The sequence below is a fragment of the Candidatus Zixiibacteriota bacterium genome, from assembly GCA_016933955.1.
Taxonomy (GTDB): domain Bacteria; phylum Zixibacteria; class MSB-5A5; order GN15; family PGXB01; genus JAFGTT01.
On record JAFGTT010000008.1, the window covers coordinates 91,313 to 109,166 of the forward strand.

15 protein-coding genes are annotated in these 17,854 nt (G+C 52.3%); all 15 read left to right on the forward strand.

Going from position 1 to position 17,854, the window contains the following annotated elements:
- The first annotated feature begins 30 nt into the window (after positions 1-30).
- The 15 genes from JXQ28_01945 (at position 31) to JXQ28_02015 (ending at position 17,847) form a co-directional block, all read left to right on the forward strand.
- Entirely contained in the window at positions 31-1,242 is a 1,212-nt protein-coding gene (locus tag JXQ28_01945; protein ID MBN2276484.1) for a hypothetical protein, read from the forward strand.
- A 46-nt stretch (positions 1,243-1,288) separates the two neighbouring features.
- Positions 1,289-1,717, forward strand: coding sequence for a DcrB-related protein (locus JXQ28_01950; protein MBN2276485.1), 429 nt, complete (start codon positions 1,289-1,291; stop codon positions 1,715-1,717).
- 4 nt (positions 1,718-1,721) lie between these two features.
- Positions 1,722-2,801: a hypothetical protein gene (locus JXQ28_01955; GenBank protein MBN2276486.1), complete on the forward strand. Its 1,080-nt coding sequence runs from the start codon at positions 1,722-1,724 to the stop codon at positions 2,799-2,801.
- A gap of 38 nt (positions 2,802-2,839) precedes the next feature.
- Positions 2,840-5,311, forward strand: a complete 2,472-nt coding sequence (locus JXQ28_01960) for a hypothetical protein (protein ID MBN2276487.1) — start codon at positions 2,840-2,842, stop codon at positions 5,309-5,311.
- Positions 5,312-5,555: 244 nt separating this feature from the next.
- Positions 5,556-7,019, forward strand: a complete 1,464-nt coding sequence (locus tag JXQ28_01965; GenBank protein MBN2276488.1) for an ATP-dependent Clp protease ATP-binding subunit — start codon at positions 5,556-5,558, stop codon at positions 7,017-7,019.
- Positions 7,016-8,113, forward strand: a complete 1,098-nt coding sequence (locus JXQ28_01970) for an AAA family ATPase (protein ID MBN2276489.1) — start codon at positions 7,016-7,018, stop codon at positions 8,111-8,113. The genes JXQ28_01965 and JXQ28_01970 overlap by 4 nt, the downstream gene beginning before the upstream one ends.
- A 23-nt stretch (positions 8,114-8,136) precedes the next feature.
- Entirely contained in the window at positions 8,137-8,577 is a 441-nt protein-coding gene (locus tag JXQ28_01975) for a type VI secretion system contractile sheath small subunit (protein ID MBN2276490.1), read from the forward strand.
- A gap of 17 nt (positions 8,578-8,594) precedes the next feature.
- Complete coding sequence (locus JXQ28_01980; GenBank protein MBN2276491.1) at positions 8,595-10,019, forward strand: hypothetical protein; 1,425 nt, start codon at positions 8,595-8,597, stop codon at positions 10,017-10,019.
- A gap of 88 nt (positions 10,020-10,107) precedes the next feature.
- Positions 10,108-10,518 (forward strand): hypothetical protein, encoded by a 411-nt coding sequence (locus tag JXQ28_01985; GenBank protein ID MBN2276492.1) that lies wholly within the window; start codon positions 10,108-10,110, stop codon positions 10,516-10,518.
- Between the two features lie 66 nt (positions 10,519-10,584).
- Entirely contained in the window at positions 10,585-12,366 is a 1,782-nt protein-coding gene (gene vgrG, locus JXQ28_01990) for a type VI secretion system tip protein VgrG (protein MBN2276493.1), read from the forward strand.
- A gap of 8 nt (positions 12,367-12,374) precedes the next feature.
- A complete protein-coding gene (locus JXQ28_01995; protein MBN2276494.1) occupies positions 12,375-12,749 on the forward strand; it encodes a GPW/gp25 family protein in 375 nt (124 codons plus the stop codon).
- A gap of 20 nt (positions 12,750-12,769) precedes the next feature.
- Positions 12,770-14,440: a type VI secretion system baseplate subunit TssF gene (locus tag JXQ28_02000; GenBank protein MBN2276495.1), complete on the forward strand. Its 1,671-nt coding sequence runs from the start codon at positions 12,770-12,772 to the stop codon at positions 14,438-14,440.
- Positions 14,437-15,351, forward strand: coding sequence for a type VI secretion system baseplate subunit TssG (locus tag JXQ28_02005; GenBank protein MBN2276496.1), 915 nt, complete (start codon positions 14,437-14,439; stop codon positions 15,349-15,351). Before JXQ28_02000 ends, JXQ28_02005 begins: the two co-directional genes overlap by 4 nt.
- Positions 15,352-15,452: 101 nt before the next feature.
- On the forward strand, positions 15,453-16,901 hold the full coding sequence (locus JXQ28_02010; protein ID MBN2276497.1) for a hypothetical protein: 1,449 nt from the start codon (positions 15,453-15,455) through the stop codon (positions 16,899-16,901).
- 16 nt (positions 16,902-16,917) lie between these two features.
- The gene (locus tag JXQ28_02015) at positions 16,918-17,847 is read left to right on the forward strand and encodes a hypothetical protein (protein ID MBN2276498.1); all 930 of its coding nucleotides are present in this window, start codon (positions 16,918-16,920) and stop codon (positions 17,845-17,847) included.
- Positions 17,848-17,854 lie beyond the last annotated feature (7 nt).

Sequence of the window (17,854 nt, forward strand, 5' to 3'; positions counted from 1 at the left end):
GCCGCCGGACCAACACAGGGAAAATTCTCGATGCGATGGTTCTTTAATTTCAAAACAATCGGTCTTCGGCTGATGATGGTTCTGTTCTTTCTGACGGCCGTCGCATCATGCAAATCAAACAGGCAGGAGGATAATGTGGCGGAATCGACCATAATAAATTCCAAAAAATACGCCGATGCCCAAAACAGCTCATACCTGGCGGTTGCAGGTCAACTGACGGGGAATCAGGTCTGGGAAGCAAAAAGCCTTTTTATAGATGATCTTGTCCCGGCCGATCAGATAGCCATAATCGACTCATTCCTGGTGCTTGCCTACGGTAATCGTTTCAATGTCCGTTCCCTGAATAGCGGCCAATCGGTGTGGCAGAAAGAGCTGTTTTCCGGGGCCCTGTTCGATCTGAAACCGGCGGGACTGGTGACTGTCACCCAGAGCGGCTATTATGAAATACTCGGGATGGATCAAAAGAATTATAACCGCCAGTCGCTTCCCTTTCTGACAAGCCAGACCATGCTCTATTTCAGCCGGGCGCGCGATAAGGAGATGGCCTATTGTTACCAGACCTATCCGACCGCTACTAACAGCCCGACCGATAAATTCGACGGCCCGGAATTTACTTTCAGCCGTTTCGATATCAAGATCAATAATTTCATCTGGCAGTTCGTCAAGAAAGAAGACCTGATAGATGCCCTGGTGGCCCCGGACGGCAGTTTCTATTGCATCGCCACCCTCAATCATATTTACCTGATCGAGGCCGAGGCCGTATCCGATAAGGCCGTCATCACCATAAACCTTGAAGAGGTCACCGCGGCCGCTCTGGATCACCAGGGAAACATCCTGGTGATACAAAATATCGAGGAAGGGCAATTTCTGAAATCTTTCGACCGCCAGGGTCATCCTATTTGGCAGTTTCCGCTGGATCGGGCGGAACTGACCGGGCAACCTCCGGCCTGTCATCCCGATGGTGCGATCTACCTGGTCCTCAACAACCGGCTTCTTAAAATCGATAAGGGCCAGGAAATCTGGAGTTGTCAGTTAATGGCGGAATCGGGAGAGACCGTTATTACCGTCCTGGAAGACGGAACCATTCTGGCCGCGGCCAAAACGATATTAATGCAGATTTCGCCGGACGGGGAGATCATGATGAACAAAGTCGTTCCCGAACCGATCACCTGCCGTCCGATTATGGATAAAAACGGGTTAATATATATCGCCGGGGCAACCGGGATAAGGTGTTTGCGATAATAATGATAATTACAGCCGGAAATAAGCCGGCGGGGAAACCAAAACCATGAGCAAAACCAATAATAAATTCAATCTTGACCTTCCGGCCGACTGGAACGATCACACCGTGCACTGCTTCATGGGACCCGATGACAGCGGCCATCAGCATATGCTGACGGTGGTGGTCGATCCCGATGTGCGCGGACTGGAGTTGATCGAATTCGCCCGGGACCGTATCGCCGCCGCGGCCAACCCGATGCAGAGTATCGAGGTACTCAAGGATGAGGAAAAGACTCTGGCCAATGGTCTCCCGGCCTGGGAATATGTGTACAAATGGGTCCCGGCCGACGGCAAGGTCGTGTATCAGAAAAATATTTACATGATTATCGGTGAGAGGGGATACACTTTCATGGCTTCATTTACCAAGAAAACCATGAAAACCATCGCCCTCGAAGTCGAAAAGATGATCTGTTCGCTGGAACCCCTGACGGAATAAAATAATGGCGGATTTGAAATTTTCCAAAGCGACCGATTCCGAGCACGAAATCAAGCTCGATTCGCACCTGATCAGCGCTATCTGGCGCTCCGGGGTCGCTTACGCCGGGCAGGCGGCCGGGTTCGAGGTCGAAACCGCCTTTGTCGGCAACCAGGCCGATATCAAAATCACCGGCCGCAGTGAAAAAGGGAAAAAGCTGGGCAAAGTCAGCGGTAATATCCGCAATAATAAGTTTATTGGTGAAATGGATATCCCCGAGGATACCGAAATCGGTGATGAAATTTATTTCGAGGTGGAGTTGTCCAAAAACGGTTTGAGCGGTGAATCGAACCATATTATGGTTCTCCCGCCGGTGGAAATTACCAATATGAAATGGAGCGACGCCGAGGCTCGTCGCGGCGAAATATTGAAACTTACCGCCGATGTTAAAAATGTTGCCGGAGGAACCCCCGCCACGGTTACCATCTATGAATTCGACCGGGATAAGGCCCATGATAAAATCACCACCATCCCGACCGAAATTCAAAAAGAAAAACTTGAAGTTCTCTGGGAGTATGAGTATCACGAAGATAGTGATGAAATCCCGACCCAGGCCGAACTCGATAAGTACGGCGGGACTTATAATCCCCCGGAGTACTTCTTTACCATCACCATCGGCGACACCGAATATGGTAAGAAACAAGAGTCCGGTCTTCTGGAGTTCAAGGACTGGATCGAATTGCAGTTGATCGACGATGAGGGATACCCGATTCCCGACAAGGAATACGAATTGACCCTGCCTGATGGAACCACCCGGGAAGGGAAACTCGATGAGGAAGGCCGGGTACGGATCGAGGATATTCCCCCGGGCAATTTCACTATCAAATACAAAGGGGTGGGCGTCGAGCTCGAGGAGATTGAGCTGGAGGAAGAAGAGGAAGTCCAGGCCGATTCGGATACCGGCGATGACACTCAGGATGAATCCGGGGAACCGACTGAGACTGATATTCCTTCAACCGATATATCCGATGATGAAATTCCTGCAGATGATATCGACGATATCGAACAGGAAGAAGTGGACGACGATCATGACTACCAGGCATAACAGCAGTCGGACAGGTAGAAGTATATTGAGGGTCAGCCATGTGCGGTAATGTGCAGATCGATGGATCTTTCAGCGGCGGTTCCGGCAGTGTCGGCCGGGCCCAGCTTAGAAACCGGGTCCAGTTGGAATTCGGTCGGTTCAATTATGTCGTTTACGAGGGACTCGGTTCGCACCTGCTCCAGGGCTGGGCGGCCTTTTTCAACGGCCTCCTGAGCCGGGCCAGTGAAGATTTCTGGATGATACAGCAACAATCGCCCAACCTGACGGCTCTTTTCAGTGTCGACCGGGTCAACCAGATTCCCTCCCAGTACCGCGCATTGACATCCGATGCCAACGGCCGTTATATCTACTTTTTTATCCCGTCTCCAAGCGATGTCCCCGGGCGAACCGACCGGATTATCGAACTGCATTACAATGGACCAACCGACTGGGATTATATCTCCTATGTCCCGGAAGCGTCCGGCTCGGCCTGGAGGCAGTACAGCGAGGGTCAGGCGAACGGAAACTATTTCGAGCTGGAACGCTGGGAACTGCGCGACGCCTATGTCATTGCCCTGCCGGGACGGGTTTTCGCGGAAACCATTCAGTACATCTTCACCGAAAATCAACTGCGTCAGTCCAGCGCTTATGGAGCCACTCTCCCGCTCTGCCGTCTTATGGTGGTGAGCGGAAGCGGCGCCCGGCGGCGGGCCCTGGTATTCGATCCGGCCTGGATTGTGAACCGGACGGTTGATATAATCAATTTCCACACCCGTTATGCCCGGATTGTCGATGCCCGGGTACCGGCCCGAAGTATGCGCCTTAATGCCGAACAGCAGGATCTCCGGGTCAGGGGGATTCTGGCCTGTCTTTGCAAGCAACTGGTCATGAGTAGCGGCAGTATCGAAGATGATGCCAATACAAGCCGGCTCAACTCGGCCTTCGATCGATTCTATAATTATATCGATAGAAAAGCCAACTTCGCGGATAATATTTACAATTTCCTGAGCCACCCGATCATGGAGCGGATGGAAAACGCTTTCATGGTGCACCAGATAGATGGTGCCTGTGTGGATGGTTATGTCTGGATGGAGATTGTCCGGCCGCTGGGGATTGTGGCCGGCGAGCATGGTCTTTTGACCCAGTATTTCCAGCAGACTTCCGAGAGACCCCCGGCTCAGAGTGCCTGGAGCACTTTTTTCCATGATTCCCTGCGGACCCGCACGGCTCAGCGCTCGGCCGCAGTCAGGGCCTGGAATACATCTCTGCAGGGGATACAACTGGCCGATCTGGCGGTCGGGGTTGCCGAAATACGAGCCTTTCACCTGGTTTCGGGCTACACCTCGGGACAGACTACCTGGTCCAATTTTATTGCCGGGATCAGGCGCGACCGCGCCCGGCTGGTGAGCTTTACATCGGAAAACACCGCCGGCCATGCGGCCGTGCAAAGAACCCAGCTGATCCGGAGGATTTTCCGCCATGCTAATCTGCTGGGCCAGTTCAAGGCCATTCTCGACGGCGAGGGATCGGTCTCGTCAATGAGTGCCGCCATGTCCGCGTTGGGCAATTTCGCTGATGAGCGCGGAGCCAAACTTATTGCCACCCGGGCAATGGCCTTTAAAAATATTTTCGATCTTTACGAACACGGTTCCGGCCTGGCCGACCGGCTCGGGATCGGTGATTATGATGCCGCTTTCGGGCGAGCTTTGTCGCTCGGAGTGGGAATAACCGAGTTGGGCTATATCCTGGCCACCGGGACAACCCTTGGCGGACCGGTTGGAGCCATCGTGGGGATTATAGGGGTTATCGGCGCCGTCATCGTCATTTTTGCCACCGACAGCGAAGAAGAACTGTTCATGCGCCACTGCCTCTGGGGTACCCAGCCCCGGCAGGGTGATATGAGGCGCGACTGGATGGCCGCCAATACTTCGATGTGGTCCGATTCATATATGGGCGTGACCTGGCAGTTGAACTCCCTGATCAACCTGTTACACAAATACGACGTCCGGCATAATTACCAGAATGTCCAGTTCGGGGGCGCGGTGCTCAATGTCCTCGCTATTGACATCATGGCCCGGTTTGTGCCCGATACCGCCAGATTCGAGGTTCGGGCGGAGTTCTCCCAGCGCGGCGGACGGCAGGTGCGGGTTTTATTCCAGCTCCGTTTTCCGCCCCGGGTACGGCCGAGGGCCGACCGCGATTCCGCCGGCTCGTTCAACACGGTCAGTTACCGTAGTTCGGGGCCGCGAATTGTCGAGGGAGTCAATTCCCAGGTTTTTACCGAAAGCGGCACTCACCGAATTCGGATTCATATCGGGTTTGCCGATGAAGTCACTTCGGCCAATGGCTGGGATGGTCAGGCCTGGATAAAATGCTATCCTTTCGATCATGACGAATTCAGCGCCCCGCACGGTCCCAGTGCTTTCCATCTGGAGAACCTGATCAGTCATGATAATTTGATTTTAAACCATTGGCGCGATTACAGTTTCGAGAGAGACGAATGGGGCCATATGCCGTCCTGGCGGCCATAAAGATATGCAAATAACGGTGATAGTATACTTGCGAAAGGGGAAAAGGGGAAATAGGGCTTGTCCGTCTCAAGAAAAGGGACCTTCATGCCGACAAATATTATTGTCCGGCAAGAAGTTAAACGAGAATAAATAGCTTGACAATTATTATCGATGGGAGTATCATAGCCCCGAGGGACAATTGCAGCATTAAACAGTTTTTGGTTCACGCAACCAGGTAATTCTTAAATTCAATAAAGGTGACAATATGGATATTGCCAGCTATTCATCGGATTCGAGGGCCATTATCAAGAACGCCAAAGAAGTGGCGGCCGCCTTCAAACATCCGGAAATAGAGGTCGAACATCTGCTTATGGCCACAGTCCGCCATGAGGGAACCGAGGTGGAATCGATCCTCAATCAGCTCGGCAAAAGCCCTTCCTTCGTGGAATCAATTGTCGAAATCTATCTCAAGGAACAATCCTCCCGTTCGGCATCGCGCGAGGAATTGAGTATTTCCCCGGCGGTGCAGAATGTTCTGGCCCAGGCGCTTGATGAAAGAAACCGGCTCTATGATCCGCTGGTTGAACCGGAACATATCCTGATCGCCATTTTCGACCCCAAATCGGCGTTATCACCCTATGTCCGTGACAAACTCGATATCCAGAAAGAAATTATCTATCGGGCTATTGCCGAAAGCAAAGCGGTCGAGGAAATCGCAAGCGGTAAACCGAAAAAGGCGGAGGGCGGCGAGGAACCGGCCGAAGGTAAAAGAGATGTTTCCAAAACCCTGCGCTATTGCACCGATATGACCAACCTGGCCGCGGCCGGCGAATTCGATCCCATGATCGGCCGCGAAAAGGAGGTCCAGCAGGTCATTCAGATTTTGCTTCGCCGCCGTAAAAACAGCCCCATCCTGGTCGGCGGAGCCGGGGTGGGAAAATCGGCCATTGTCGAAGGATTCGCCCAACTGGTGATCGAAAAAAAGGTCCCCAAAGCCCTGTATGATGTGAAAGTCATGGAAGTCGATATGGGAGCGATGGTGGCCGGGGCTAAATATAAAGGCGAATTTGAGGAACGGTTCAAAGCCCTGGTCGGCGAGGTGGTTAAATCAGCCGGAAAAGTGGTTCTTTTTATAGATGAAATACATACCATTGCCGGAGCCGGCGGGGGCGGATCGGGAATGGATGCCGCCAATCTGATCAAACCCGCCCTGGCCCGCGGTCAGATACGCCTGATCGGCGCCACCACCCAGGAAGAATACACCAAGTATCTCGAAAAAGACAAGGCTCTTGACCGCCGTTTTGAACGGGTCGTGGTGGAGCAGCCGACCATCGATGAGGCCATTCGGATTGCCCGGGGAGTGGTTCCCAAATACCAGGATCATCACCATGTGGAATTCACCTCCGAAGCCCTCTCGGCCTCGGTTAAACTGGCCAAACGTTACCTGAGTGAACGGAATCTGCCCGATGTGGCGCTGGATATTATTGACGAGGCGGCCTCCGAGTTCTGCGTTAAAAAGGAAATGGCGATCGAGCTTATACCGGCGGTCGCTGAACATATCGAGACGGTACATAAACTGATGCAGGCCTGCCAGGGGAAAGACCCGGTTAAAAACGCCGAGGATTTCGACCGGCTATATACCGCCTACGATGCTTTTGCGCTGGCCTTTGGCAAACTGAAGGATTACTGGGGACACCGGGTTGAGGCTTCAACGGGAGAAAACTTATGACCGAAGATAGACTGCCAATCGAGGATTTGAAAAAGGAGTTTGACAAAAAAGTCGCTCTTTACGGGTCGCTGAAAACGGTGGTGGAAAACCTTCAGCCCAAAATCGAGGATCCCGATATCGCGGCGGTGGTGGCCCGGCGGACCGGGATTCCGCTGTCGAAGATGATGACCGCCGAAAAAGACCGCCTGGTGAAAATGGAGGCGGTGCTATCGGCTAAAATTATCGGACAGGAAAACGCCATCAAGGCCATTGCCAATGCCGTGCGGAAATCCCGCGCGGGATTGAAAATGCCCAACCGCCCGGTCGGATCGTTTCTTTTCCTGGGGCCCACCGGAACCGGTAAAACCTATTTGCCCAAGCTCCTGGCCGAATTCCTGTTCGATGATAAAAACGCCATGGTGCGGATGGATATGTCGGAGTTTATGGAAGCCCATTCGGTGGCCAAGATAATCGGTGCTCCGCCGGGATATGTCGGTTATGAGGCGGGCGGCCTGCTGACCGAAGCGGTTCGGAGGAAACCGTTTTCGATTGTTCTGTTCGATGAGGTCGAAAAGGCTCATCCCGACGTTTTCAATGTCCTTCTGCAGTTGCTTGATGACGGCCGGCTGACCGATGGCCAAGGCCGGACGGTCGATTTCTCCAACACCGTCGTGGTCCTGACCTCGAATTACGCCGCCGATAAAATTCTTGATGCCGACCGGGAGGGCCGCGAGGTTAACATGGATGAAGTCCGGTCATTTCTGTTCAGTAAGTTCCGCCCGGAATTTTTAAACCGGCTCAACGATATTATTATATACCATTCATTCACCCCGGAACAGGTGCAGAAAATCGCGGCTTTGGAATTCAAACAACTGGCCGTATTACTGAAAGACCAGCATATCGAAGCGATTTTAAGCCCGGAGGCCGAAAGCAAACTGGCCCGCGACGGGTATACCCCGGAACTGGGCGCCCGCCCGATTCAGAGGACAATCGAGCGGGATATTATCAACCGGCTCTCGGTGGAAATAATCACCGGGGCGATTGTCCCGGGCGATAAAATTCTGATAGATGTCAGGGATGAAGTTTATATCTTTACCAAACGAGAAAAGTCTTAATTTTAATTACAATGGAGGAATAAATGGCAAAATTTATTCTTGGTGCAACCGAGCGAATCAAAAAAGATGATTCTATCCCGGTTGAGCTTCTGCCGTCCAACAAATTGCTCTATGTGGCCAAGCTCAACAACAGCGAGGATCCCGATCCGACTCCGGCCAAATGCCAGAATCTCAAGGAAGTTTTCGAGAAGTTCCGGCCTTCGTTTTCCACCGAACTGGAGACAACCGACGGTGAACCGGTCAATGCCAAATTCGAGATCAAGGCCATGAAGGATTTCACCTCCAAGGAATTGATCGAGAAAAATGACTATCTCCAGAAGACGTACTATAGCAAGGAGATGATTGCCGATCTGGATAAGCAACTCAAGAAAAACAATGCCTTGAAGAAAACGCTGTCCGACGAGGAAAAGAAAAAAGCCCTCTTGAAGGCGGCCAAATATTACATAGACCTTCTGACCGAATAGAAGCGAGGTGATTATAAATGGGTGAAGAAGAAAAACTGCAGCCGCAACAATCCGAAGCCGCCGAGGTCAAACCCGCCGCACCGGCAATGGAGAAAGTGTCCGATGAGGAATTCGCCTCAATCTTGAGTGATACTTTCGGTGATTTCAGCAAACTGGCGGCCCTGTTGCCGTCATTCAAAACCGCCGAGGGCGATCTGGTCCGGGGAGTCGAATGGCTGGACCCCAAAAAGGACTTCCAGCGCAAGGAATTCTTAACCAAAAAGGATTTCGAGAATCAGCGGAAACTTCTGGCCGAACGCCTGAAAATCTGGATGGAAGCGCTCGGGGCTTCCGACAATCTCGATGATATCCGCAAGACTCTCAATGAAAAAGCCACCGCTCTCGAGACCAACCTGGAAAAGAACATGAAAAAGGTTCACCGGGCCGGCCGCGAGCTGGAAACCACCTACCGGGCCATCGACAAATTTTTCGCCAACGCTCAGGCTGAACCGGATGAGAAGGTCAATGCTTATTTCGCCAATCTGGGTATCGAGCAATTGACCGATCCCAATGACCGCGAGAAGTTCGAGGAGTTAACCAGGGCCATTTCCGATCTGTACCGCGAATGGAGTATCAAGGAATGTTTCTCGATGGCCGTTATCCCCGGTTATCTGGGCAGTGTCGAAAATATCGACACTGTGGCGCGCCAGCTGGGTTTGCCCAACAAGGTTCATGTCATGACCGATCTGCCGAATTTCGAGAAGTTCGAGGAAGTCATGGACATGCTCGAGGACCCGGCTTATGCCAACCTTCCTGGGATCGACAGCTACAAGCAGTATGTCTCGGTTTTCGCCAACTATATCATGGCCCGCAATGCCAATCAGTATGAGGACGAGGACATGTGGATTCCACCGTCAGCGGCGGTGGCCGGGAAGATGTACCAGGGTGATATGAATGTCGGTATGCAACAGCCGATGGCCGGTTTCAAACACGGTAAGATCAATGATGCCAAGTATCTCCGGTTCAAGGCAAATCAACCTGATGCCAGCAAGATAAACGAGAAGGGTGTCAATCCGATGGTCAATTTCGAAGGCTCGGCCGTGGCCATGGGTTCATCGACCCTGTTCACCAAAGAGACATTCAACGTCTATTCGATCCGGCGAACATATGACTATGTTTACAAAACTCTGCGCAACTATCTCAACAAGCAAACCTTCTCGGTTATCGACCAGAAATTCGTCGATTCCATGAGACGGGATATCGACAAATTCATGAAGGCCATCTCCGGTGGGGATAACATCCTTCAGGACTACAAGGTCGAGATTTTTGCCGATGAGGAGATGCGCAAGAGGCAGGAGATCGATATCAAGGTCGCCCTTAATCCGAAATATCCGGCGCGAACCTTCAACATCGAATTCGCGGCCTGGAACGAAGATAACCAGACTAACGTCAAAGATAAATAGCAATACGGATCCGGGCGTATTTACCATACGCCCGGCGAAAATTAGAATATTTAAGAATAACCCAAAACCCTGAAGAGGAGAGCCTGTTATGGCAAGGAGACCAATTCTTGAGATCGACGGCGTTCCCTACAAGAACGTGTACGAAATTTCTTATGACCTGTATACCGCCAAGGACGAAACCGGCCGACCGGCCGACCGGGCCCATGCCGGAACCATCAAGGTCAAAATCGAATCCGATAAGGACGGTAACGTCGATATCGCCCGCTGGGCCATGGATACCAGCAAACCGAATTGGAAAGGCGGCAAAGTGGTCTTCAAGAACCCCGATGACGCCACCATGAAGGAATTGACATGGGAGGAAGGCTTCATTACCAAATTCGAAGAGACCATCCCGCATGTCAAAGATCGTCCCGATGAGCAGATTTGCCAGTATTTCGAGATTTCCTGTCACAAGCTGACCATCGGTGATGCCGAAATAGATAATCGCTGGGAAGAATAATTTTCCCGGAATGGTCGGGCGGCGATAGCCGCCCGACTGCTGAACCATTAAAGACCTGGTAGTATTATGGCGGAAAAAATGCCCCTGGATCCCAAGGCCGATGCCCGTGAAAAAGGCGGCGGCGAGGAGAAAAAACAATCGATCTTGAACACCCCGGCCGAATGCACCCTGGTGATCGATGGCCGACAGATTAAATATGATATCGCCCGATTGGAAATCAAACAAACCATCGACGGCCATCATATCATGAAACTGCGCGCCCACCAACAGGGCCAGATTTCCGCCGCGGCCGATTTCGCCGATCAGATACCATATGCCGATTATCTCGGTAAATCCGTCTCGATTACCATTAAGCCGACCGGAGGGATGGTCGATGCCGCCCGGGAGCATGGTTTTATCGGGGTGATTACTCAAATTGATCTCGACAACAGTATCGACGCTCTCAACCAGACCATGGTCACCGCCGCCAGTCCGACGGTTTCCATGGATGGCGCCGAACATAATGTTTTTTATCGCGACCAGAGCGCATCGGATATAATCGGGGCCATTCTGAGAAAACACCCCCTCACCCTCGGCAAGATCGAATCATCGAGCGGCACGCTCGCTTTCAGTGTTCAGTATCGCGAAACGGATTATGAATATGTCATGCGGCTGGCCGCCTCCGGCGGCCTGTTTGCCCTTTATGACGGCAAAGAATTCCGGGTGGTGAAAGCCAATTCCTCCAATGCCGAAGAACTGGTTTGGAGGGAATCGCTGGGCGCCTTCAGTGTCGGACTGGGTACCGCTCCGGCGGAATTCAATGCCCGGGTTTATAACTACGAGCAGAAAAAAACCTATACTCAGGATACCGCCTCATTATCGCAACAGGCCTCGCTGTCGAATCTCTCGCGGATTTCTCCCGAAGCCTCGAAAAAGATTTTTTCCGAATCCGGTTTTTCCGCCGCGCCGGCCGTGGTCGATGATGCCCAGTCACTGGACGGAACCCTGCAGAAAGAAAGACTGCGGGCGATGGGCCGGATGATTGTCTGCAAAGGACAGTCGAATATTCCCCGCCTGTCGGTCGGGCGTTGCGCCAAGATCAAGGGGATGAAAAATTTCGACGGGATGTACTGGGTGACGGCAGTTACCCATATTTACGACGACACCGGGTACTATAACACTTTTCAATGCACCCCGGTCGATATCGCCTACCCGGCCGCCCGCTCCTCCCGAAAACCGGCCACTCACCTGCAGATGGCGGTTGTGGTGGACAACAACGATCCCGATAAACTGGGAAGAATCAAGGTTAAATTCCCCTGGAATGAATCCGATGAGACACCGTGGGTCAGGCTGGCGGTCCCTCATGCCGGCGATAAACGCGGTTGGCTCAGCCTGCCGGAAATCGATGATGAGGTGTTGATCGGCTACGAGCAGAATAATCCCGACCTGCCCATCGCCCTGGCCGCCCTTTATAACAAGGAGACCGCTCTTCCGGCCGATCCCGGAGGTTCCAATGATTTCAAGGTCTTCGTCACCCGGAGCGGCAATCAGATATATATGAGCGATGAGGACGGAAAAGAGGAAATAAAGATCCTTCAGAAAGGTGATAAAAATCAGATCGTCCTGCAGCTTTCCGGCCCGAGCATCACCATCAAGAGCGATGGCGGCGATATCAGCCTTGAGGCCAAAAATATCACTATCAAGGCCGATGAGGCGATTAAGCTCGAAGGCGGGAAAGACGTTAATGCTAAAGCCGGAGCCAATCTTAAAATTGAAGCTTCGGCCAATATGGATTTAAAAGCCTCGGCCATGATGACCGTTGACGGAGGCATGACCACCGTTAAAGGACAACCCCTCCAGCTCAATTAAGCAAGCCCATGGAATATTTAACCCTACCATTTGTTCTGCGCAAAGGTTACCTGGATAAGACCGATCTCTACGAGTCGATCTCCTATTCCATCGGCCTTTTATTAAGCAGCCGCCCGGGCACCATGCTGTTCGATCCCGAATACGGATGCGATATCTGGGACAAGGAATTTTCCGATGTCTTGACCGCCAACAAGGCCGATCTCCGGGCCAATGTCAGGAATGCGATCGATAGATATGAAAAACGACTGTACAATGTTTCTATCTCCATCGGCGATGTCGATAGCAGCCCCACCCATACTCTCGGCCTGGTGGTTAAAGTCACGGGCAATTATCGCGACAACGGCGAGGAAAAAAAATACGGTGAAGCTTTTAAAATTGGATAATCAGGAAGAAATCAGAAACCATGCCCGAACATAAATCCCGTACCCGGGAACAAATATTTGCCGAGATGCATCGCGAACTGCGAAACTGGAATCAGGATATTCCGGAGTCGCCGGACCGCATGGACCCGATCCTGAAAATTCTTCTCCAGCTTTATTCACAGCAACTGGCCCGGATCGATACCCGTCTCGACCAGGTCTGGACGGTGGCCACCAACGCTCTGATAAAATCGCTCCTTCCGGAAAGCAAACGCTGGCCGGTCCCGGCCTTTACGGTGATGCGTTGCGCCCCGACTGATCCGGTGGTGGTGGTCGATCGCCACACCCGTTTCTTTCATCGCGACGATCGCGAGGGCGGCCAGACTTTTTTCTTCTCACCCCGGCGAACCGAAAACCTGGTATCTGCCCGGGTCAAACATGTCTTTATGAAAATCGACAACACCCTGGTCGATTTGTCTCCCTCGAGTCTTGAGGGAAGCTCCACCCACACCCGGATCCAGATAACTCCACCGGGCGGACAGGCCACCGAGATATATCTGGCCATCGAGCATTACGGGCCGGCGGCGAATTTTAAAAATGCCGCTATCTTCCTCAAGGGCAATCCCGATGCGCTCAAACAACTGCGCTGGGCTTACTGGCTTCCCGGAACGGCTTCGGGCCGGTATCTGGAAAAGGCCTCGTTCTGTCCCGGCCTGACCAGCAATCTGGAAACCATGTTTACCGAACACGGACGGCCGATTAACTGGGGCGGGCTTAGAAGCAGTACCGACCTGTTCAAACCGCTCGAAAATAATTTTGTCGTTATTCCGGATAAATTCACCGGCGGTTGGGAGCCGGGACCGCCATCCGAGGAATTGGCCGCCCTGGTCGCCCGGAACAGCATCAATCTGGCAACCGATAACGAAAACACCTACTGGATTCGCCTGCAGTTACCCCGCGGGGGTAATAAATCGAGCCTGATGTCATCCTTTGAAGTGAATTTTAACTGCTTTGTGGTTATAAATAAAAACGAGTTGACCCTGTTCAAACATACCGGCGGCAATCGCCTGGTGGAAATCGAACTGCCCGAGAAAATCTCGAATATTCTCGAAATTATCGATGTCGTCGATTCCAATGGCCGCACTTATTTCCCGCATCACGAGGCCGTGGCCGACCCGGAACAGAAATTCTATTCACTGGAGGAACGCCGGGATAAGCTGGTCCTCTGGTTCGATTTCTCTCAAGGGATAGAATTGCCCCCGGATTCCATTACCGTCAATTATGCCGTTACTGCCGGAACCGATGCCAACGGCATTGAAGCCGGTAAAATCAGCGAGTTGTACGAGAACCATCCCGGAATCACTTCCGTCGAGAATATTATCCCGGCCTCGGGGGCTATTCCGGCCCGGACCGAGGAGCAGATTCTAACCGAGGTTTCGGCGCGATTGCGGAGTCGTGATCGGGCTTTGAGTTTTGCCGAGGTTGCCAACTGGACGAAGACCTTCGATCCCCGGATTACTGCGGCAGTTTGTGAAAACGGAATCGAGCGGGCCGATCACGGAGTCCGGCGGTGTATTATCGTAACCATCAAAATAAAAAACAGCGAATTTTATTCCGATGATGAAATCGCCCTGTTGCAAACCCGGCTGAACAGTTTCCTGAAAGAGCGCTCGCCGGTTAACACCCATTACCGGATTCTGGTTGAAAAGGTATGACCGCGGATAAGAATAACCTGATGCCCGATTTCTGCAGTCGCAGAAGCCCGATGCATTATACGACGGCTCTCAATATCCTGATGAAAATGGGGGTCAGCCTGTCGCGGGTGGAAATTCTTGCAGTCGGGGAGTATGAAAATTACCGGGGTGAGGTCAACCAGCAGGAACCCGATCCGGGAACTCCCGTAGACAGCAAAACCAGAATCGTCCTGAAAATCGGTTATCCCAGCCCCGTTGACCAGATGCCCTATCAGTTTTTTTATGGTCTGCAGAGAATTCGGTCGGATACCGGCGAATGGGAGGAAAATGCCCGGCGATTGATGGCGCCTTTTGATGCGGCCACGATCCGGGGCGAGGCCACCGCCTGTTTCGAGCAACTCAAGTACGATTACGGAACTCTGGAACCGGAACATCTAATGCGGGTTCTCAGGCTTTTTGATTTCGATCCGACTCCCGGCGGTTCCGATCTGAAACGGCTCCTTTTCTGGATTTCTATGTTACCCAATTTCCATCACTGGGCCGGGAATCCGGATTTTGTCGCCACTGTCCTGAATTTTCTTTTTGGATACCGTATCGAAATTATCGAAAATACCGAAACCGAGTATGATATCCCCGTGGCAATCCAGTCCCGGCTGGGCTCCAAAACGGGCCGGTTGGGAAGGGAGACGGTTCTCGGGCGAAGGTTTCGGGAGCGTGATTCGAGCTACGAGGTGGTTATTAAAGGTGTTCCGGCATCCGGAGTAGCCGATTTTTTACCTGGGCACCCGGTCAGAAAACAGGTCGAATGGGTTCTTGGGTTCTGCATGCCCAATAATCTGGCCTACCGTATTAGAGTGAGGGTCGATGCCGAACCATGTAAAATCGGGACGAAAGAGGCGCGTGCCTATCTCGGTTACGCCACCTATGTATAGAACAGGAAGGGAGTTATATCATTCAGGGATGAGATCCGGTATTAATCTTGACAACCAAAATCTTTGAATATAAATTGGCATATCATATCTGAGGCAAGATAATGAGTGATTTAAACTTACATTCGGTAAACTGGCAGGACGGGATGCTTATCTCCCAGAGGCATCTCAAAGACCAGGAGCGATATTTCGAAAATCTGGCCAGATGGTACACTCTGAGATACGGCGACCAGTACGGTTTGATAAGAAAATCGGCCGCCGGCAAACCGGCCCTGTCTCTTAATTCCGGCGTCACCGGCAACCGGCTCCGGGTCGAAGTGGTGCGCTGTCAGGCAATAACCCCGGGCGGATTCTATATCGAAATCAATGAATCATCCGGGACATCATTGCGCGGAGAATGCGAAATTACCGAAACGATAGTGCCGGTTTTTATCGGAGTTGATATTTCCACCCGGAAGCAGACCGGTAATCCCGATCCGGCCGAGGATGTGCCCCGGATACCCTATTGCGCGCCCGCCTACCTGGTGGCGCTCGGCCAGGCCCCGAATCTGCCCGAGGAGCAGTATGTCCAGGTGGCGGAATTGACCGTTAACGGGAGCGAAGTTGCTCTCTCGGATAAATATTACCCTCCCTGCGTGACGGCCAATGCCGATGAAAAACTGAACCAGAAGATGATGGATTTCCGCAACCGTCTCGAGAATCTGCTGATGCTGTCGTCCAAAGCCTACAAGGCGGTGGCCACGTCCGGCGCCCTGGCCGGTTCCTCGACCACCCTCCAAGTGGCTTTCAAGGATACCGTATCCTTTTTCGTAAAAAACATCGCCGCCACTTTAGATGATTTCGTGGTCGGCCGTAATGCCCCGCATCCGATGCAACTGGTTATCCAGTTCAAAAAGCTGTTCCGGGTACTCTCCAGCCTGCTCAATCTTCAGCCGGGATTGAAAGATTATCTCAACGAGAAATTTTTTAACAAGGAGATCAATTCCGAGGTCGATCGCTACCTGCGCTCGGTCGATGATTTCCTTTTAAGCGAATACGATCACCGTCATATCGGCGGCCAGGTGGAGATGATCGATAACCTGCTCAATATTTACCGGGCCATGCTCGGTTTCCTGGCCCAGACCAAGGTGGAACAACTCGGCGAGCAGGCCGTAGCCACGGAAACTTTAACCTACAACGGCCGGACCTACCGCAATGTCGCCTATGGCGGCACCCGGCTGGAGCAGGTCGGTGAACTGAGTTATCTTATGATCGATGTCGCCAAAGCCCAACCGGTTTCGGACACGGTGGTGCTGATTACCAAGGATTTGTTCGGTGATGCCGAATGGCGCGGTATGCAGGTCAGGCTGGGAGTCAATGAAGCTCGCGGCCTGGGCGAAACCGATCCGGTCGATATCGATATCACCGCGTTCTCGAACAAAGTGGCCCTGCATCCGCGCGATATGCTCAAATCATCTTCGGTCCGCCAGTTCACGCTGATTTTCCGCGGCGCCGGTGATCCCCGCAAATTCGCGGGATTGGGCAAGATGGATATGATAATTTATGCCGTATGAGGTCAGGATTTGAATTATGGCGGAAAGCATTAAATCATACATCGAAGATCTTTTCAATTACCTCGATGTTTATGAAACCAATTATTCGGCTTTTGAAACCGAGGCGTTTCTTCAGACCTACCACGGTATCTATGCCGTTTTTCAGGCCCTGCGGAAGCAACGCGATAAGGCGGTCGAGGTTGACCTGTACTTCCTTGATAAAATCAAGCAGGCCCCGATCAGCAGTTCCGACCTGCGCCAGTTGACGGTTCAGGTGTTGATCACCTATTTTGAATCCGAGGCCGATACCGATGGCCAGTCCAATAGGGCTTATCTCTACTGCCGCGATCTGCGGCCGGTAAAACGCGATGCGGCCTTTTTTGAACAACACCTCGTGCCTGTTCTTATCCGCGAGGGTCGCCTGAATAATAATCTCAAGCTGAATGCCTTTTTGCTGAATGAAATCGCCCGGTACATCAACAAGTTCGCCAGCGCCCTCGATACCAACCTGTCCCCGGAGCAATTCGGGGCTATGGCCGATCATTCCAAAATTCTGGAACTGGCTCAGCGCCGTATCAGCCTGGGCACGGAGTTGGTGAAAGACCGCAACACTCTCGAATTCCATTTGCAGCGGGTCGGTGATTTCGAGAAACTCAGTGCCAAGAATAAATTATTCGCCCACTATCTCGAGGACTGGCGCTATCTGGTCAAGACCAGTTTCTGGTCGAAATTGCAGGCCGCACTCGGGACCCTCTGGGGAAAATTTACGGGGACCTTCAAGAGCTTCCGCTATTTCCGGCTGTCGCTGAGCCAGAGAAAACCGGCTTACCTTTTGCAGAGCCTGCTGATCATCATATTTATTTTCCTGGCCATCTATGTCCCGCTGAAATGGGTCAGCTATTCACGAGAGCGGCTCCAAAATTTCGAGAACCGGGCCAAACAAACTCAGAACGCCATAAACCGATGACAGGATG

Excerpts from the sequence above, each read along its gene's own strand:
- JXQ28_01970 (MBN2276489.1), top strand. The coding sequence starts at position 7,016 with ATGACCGAAGATAGACTGCCAATCGAGGATTTGAAAAAGGAGTTTGAC.
- JXQ28_01975 (MBN2276490.1), top strand. The coding sequence starts at position 8,137 with ATGGCAAAATTTATTCTTGGTGCAACCGAGCGAATCAAAAAAGATGAT.
- JXQ28_01985 (MBN2276492.1), top strand. The coding sequence starts at position 10,108 with ATGGCAAGGAGACCAATTCTTGAGATCGACGGCGTTCCCTACAAGAAC.
- JXQ28_02015 (MBN2276498.1), top strand. The coding sequence starts at position 16,918 with ATGGCGGAAAGCATTAAATCATACATCGAAGATCTTTTCAATTACCTC.
- vgrG (MBN2276493.1), top strand. The coding sequence starts at position 10,585 with ATGGCGGAAAAAATGCCCCTGGATCCCAAGGCCGATGCCCGTGAAAAA.
- JXQ28_01980 (MBN2276491.1), top strand. The coding sequence starts at position 8,595 with ATGGGTGAAGAAGAAAAACTGCAGCCGCAACAATCCGAAGCCGCCGAG.
- JXQ28_01995 (MBN2276494.1), top strand. The coding sequence starts at position 12,375 with ATGGAATATTTAACCCTACCATTTGTTCTGCGCAAAGGTTACCTGGAT.
- JXQ28_02005 (MBN2276496.1), top strand. The coding sequence starts at position 14,437 with ATGACCGCGGATAAGAATAACCTGATGCCCGATTTCTGCAGTCGCAGA.
- JXQ28_01955 (MBN2276486.1), top strand. The coding sequence starts at position 1,722 with ATGGCGGATTTGAAATTTTCCAAAGCGACCGATTCCGAGCACGAAATC.
- JXQ28_01950 (MBN2276485.1), top strand. The coding sequence starts at position 1,289 with ATGAGCAAAACCAATAATAAATTCAATCTTGACCTTCCGGCCGACTGG.
- JXQ28_02000 (MBN2276495.1), top strand. The coding sequence starts at position 12,770 with ATGCCCGAACATAAATCCCGTACCCGGGAACAAATATTTGCCGAGATG.
- JXQ28_01965 (MBN2276488.1), top strand. The coding sequence starts at position 5,556 with ATGGATATTGCCAGCTATTCATCGGATTCGAGGGCCATTATCAAGAAC.
- JXQ28_02010 (MBN2276497.1), top strand. The coding sequence starts at position 15,453 with ATGAGTGATTTAAACTTACATTCGGTAAACTGGCAGGACGGGATGCTT.
- JXQ28_01960 (MBN2276487.1), top strand. The coding sequence starts at position 2,840 with ATGTGCGGTAATGTGCAGATCGATGGATCTTTCAGCGGCGGTTCCGGC.
- JXQ28_01945 (MBN2276484.1), top strand. The coding sequence starts at position 31 with ATGCGATGGTTCTTTAATTTCAAAACAATCGGTCTTCGGCTGATGATG.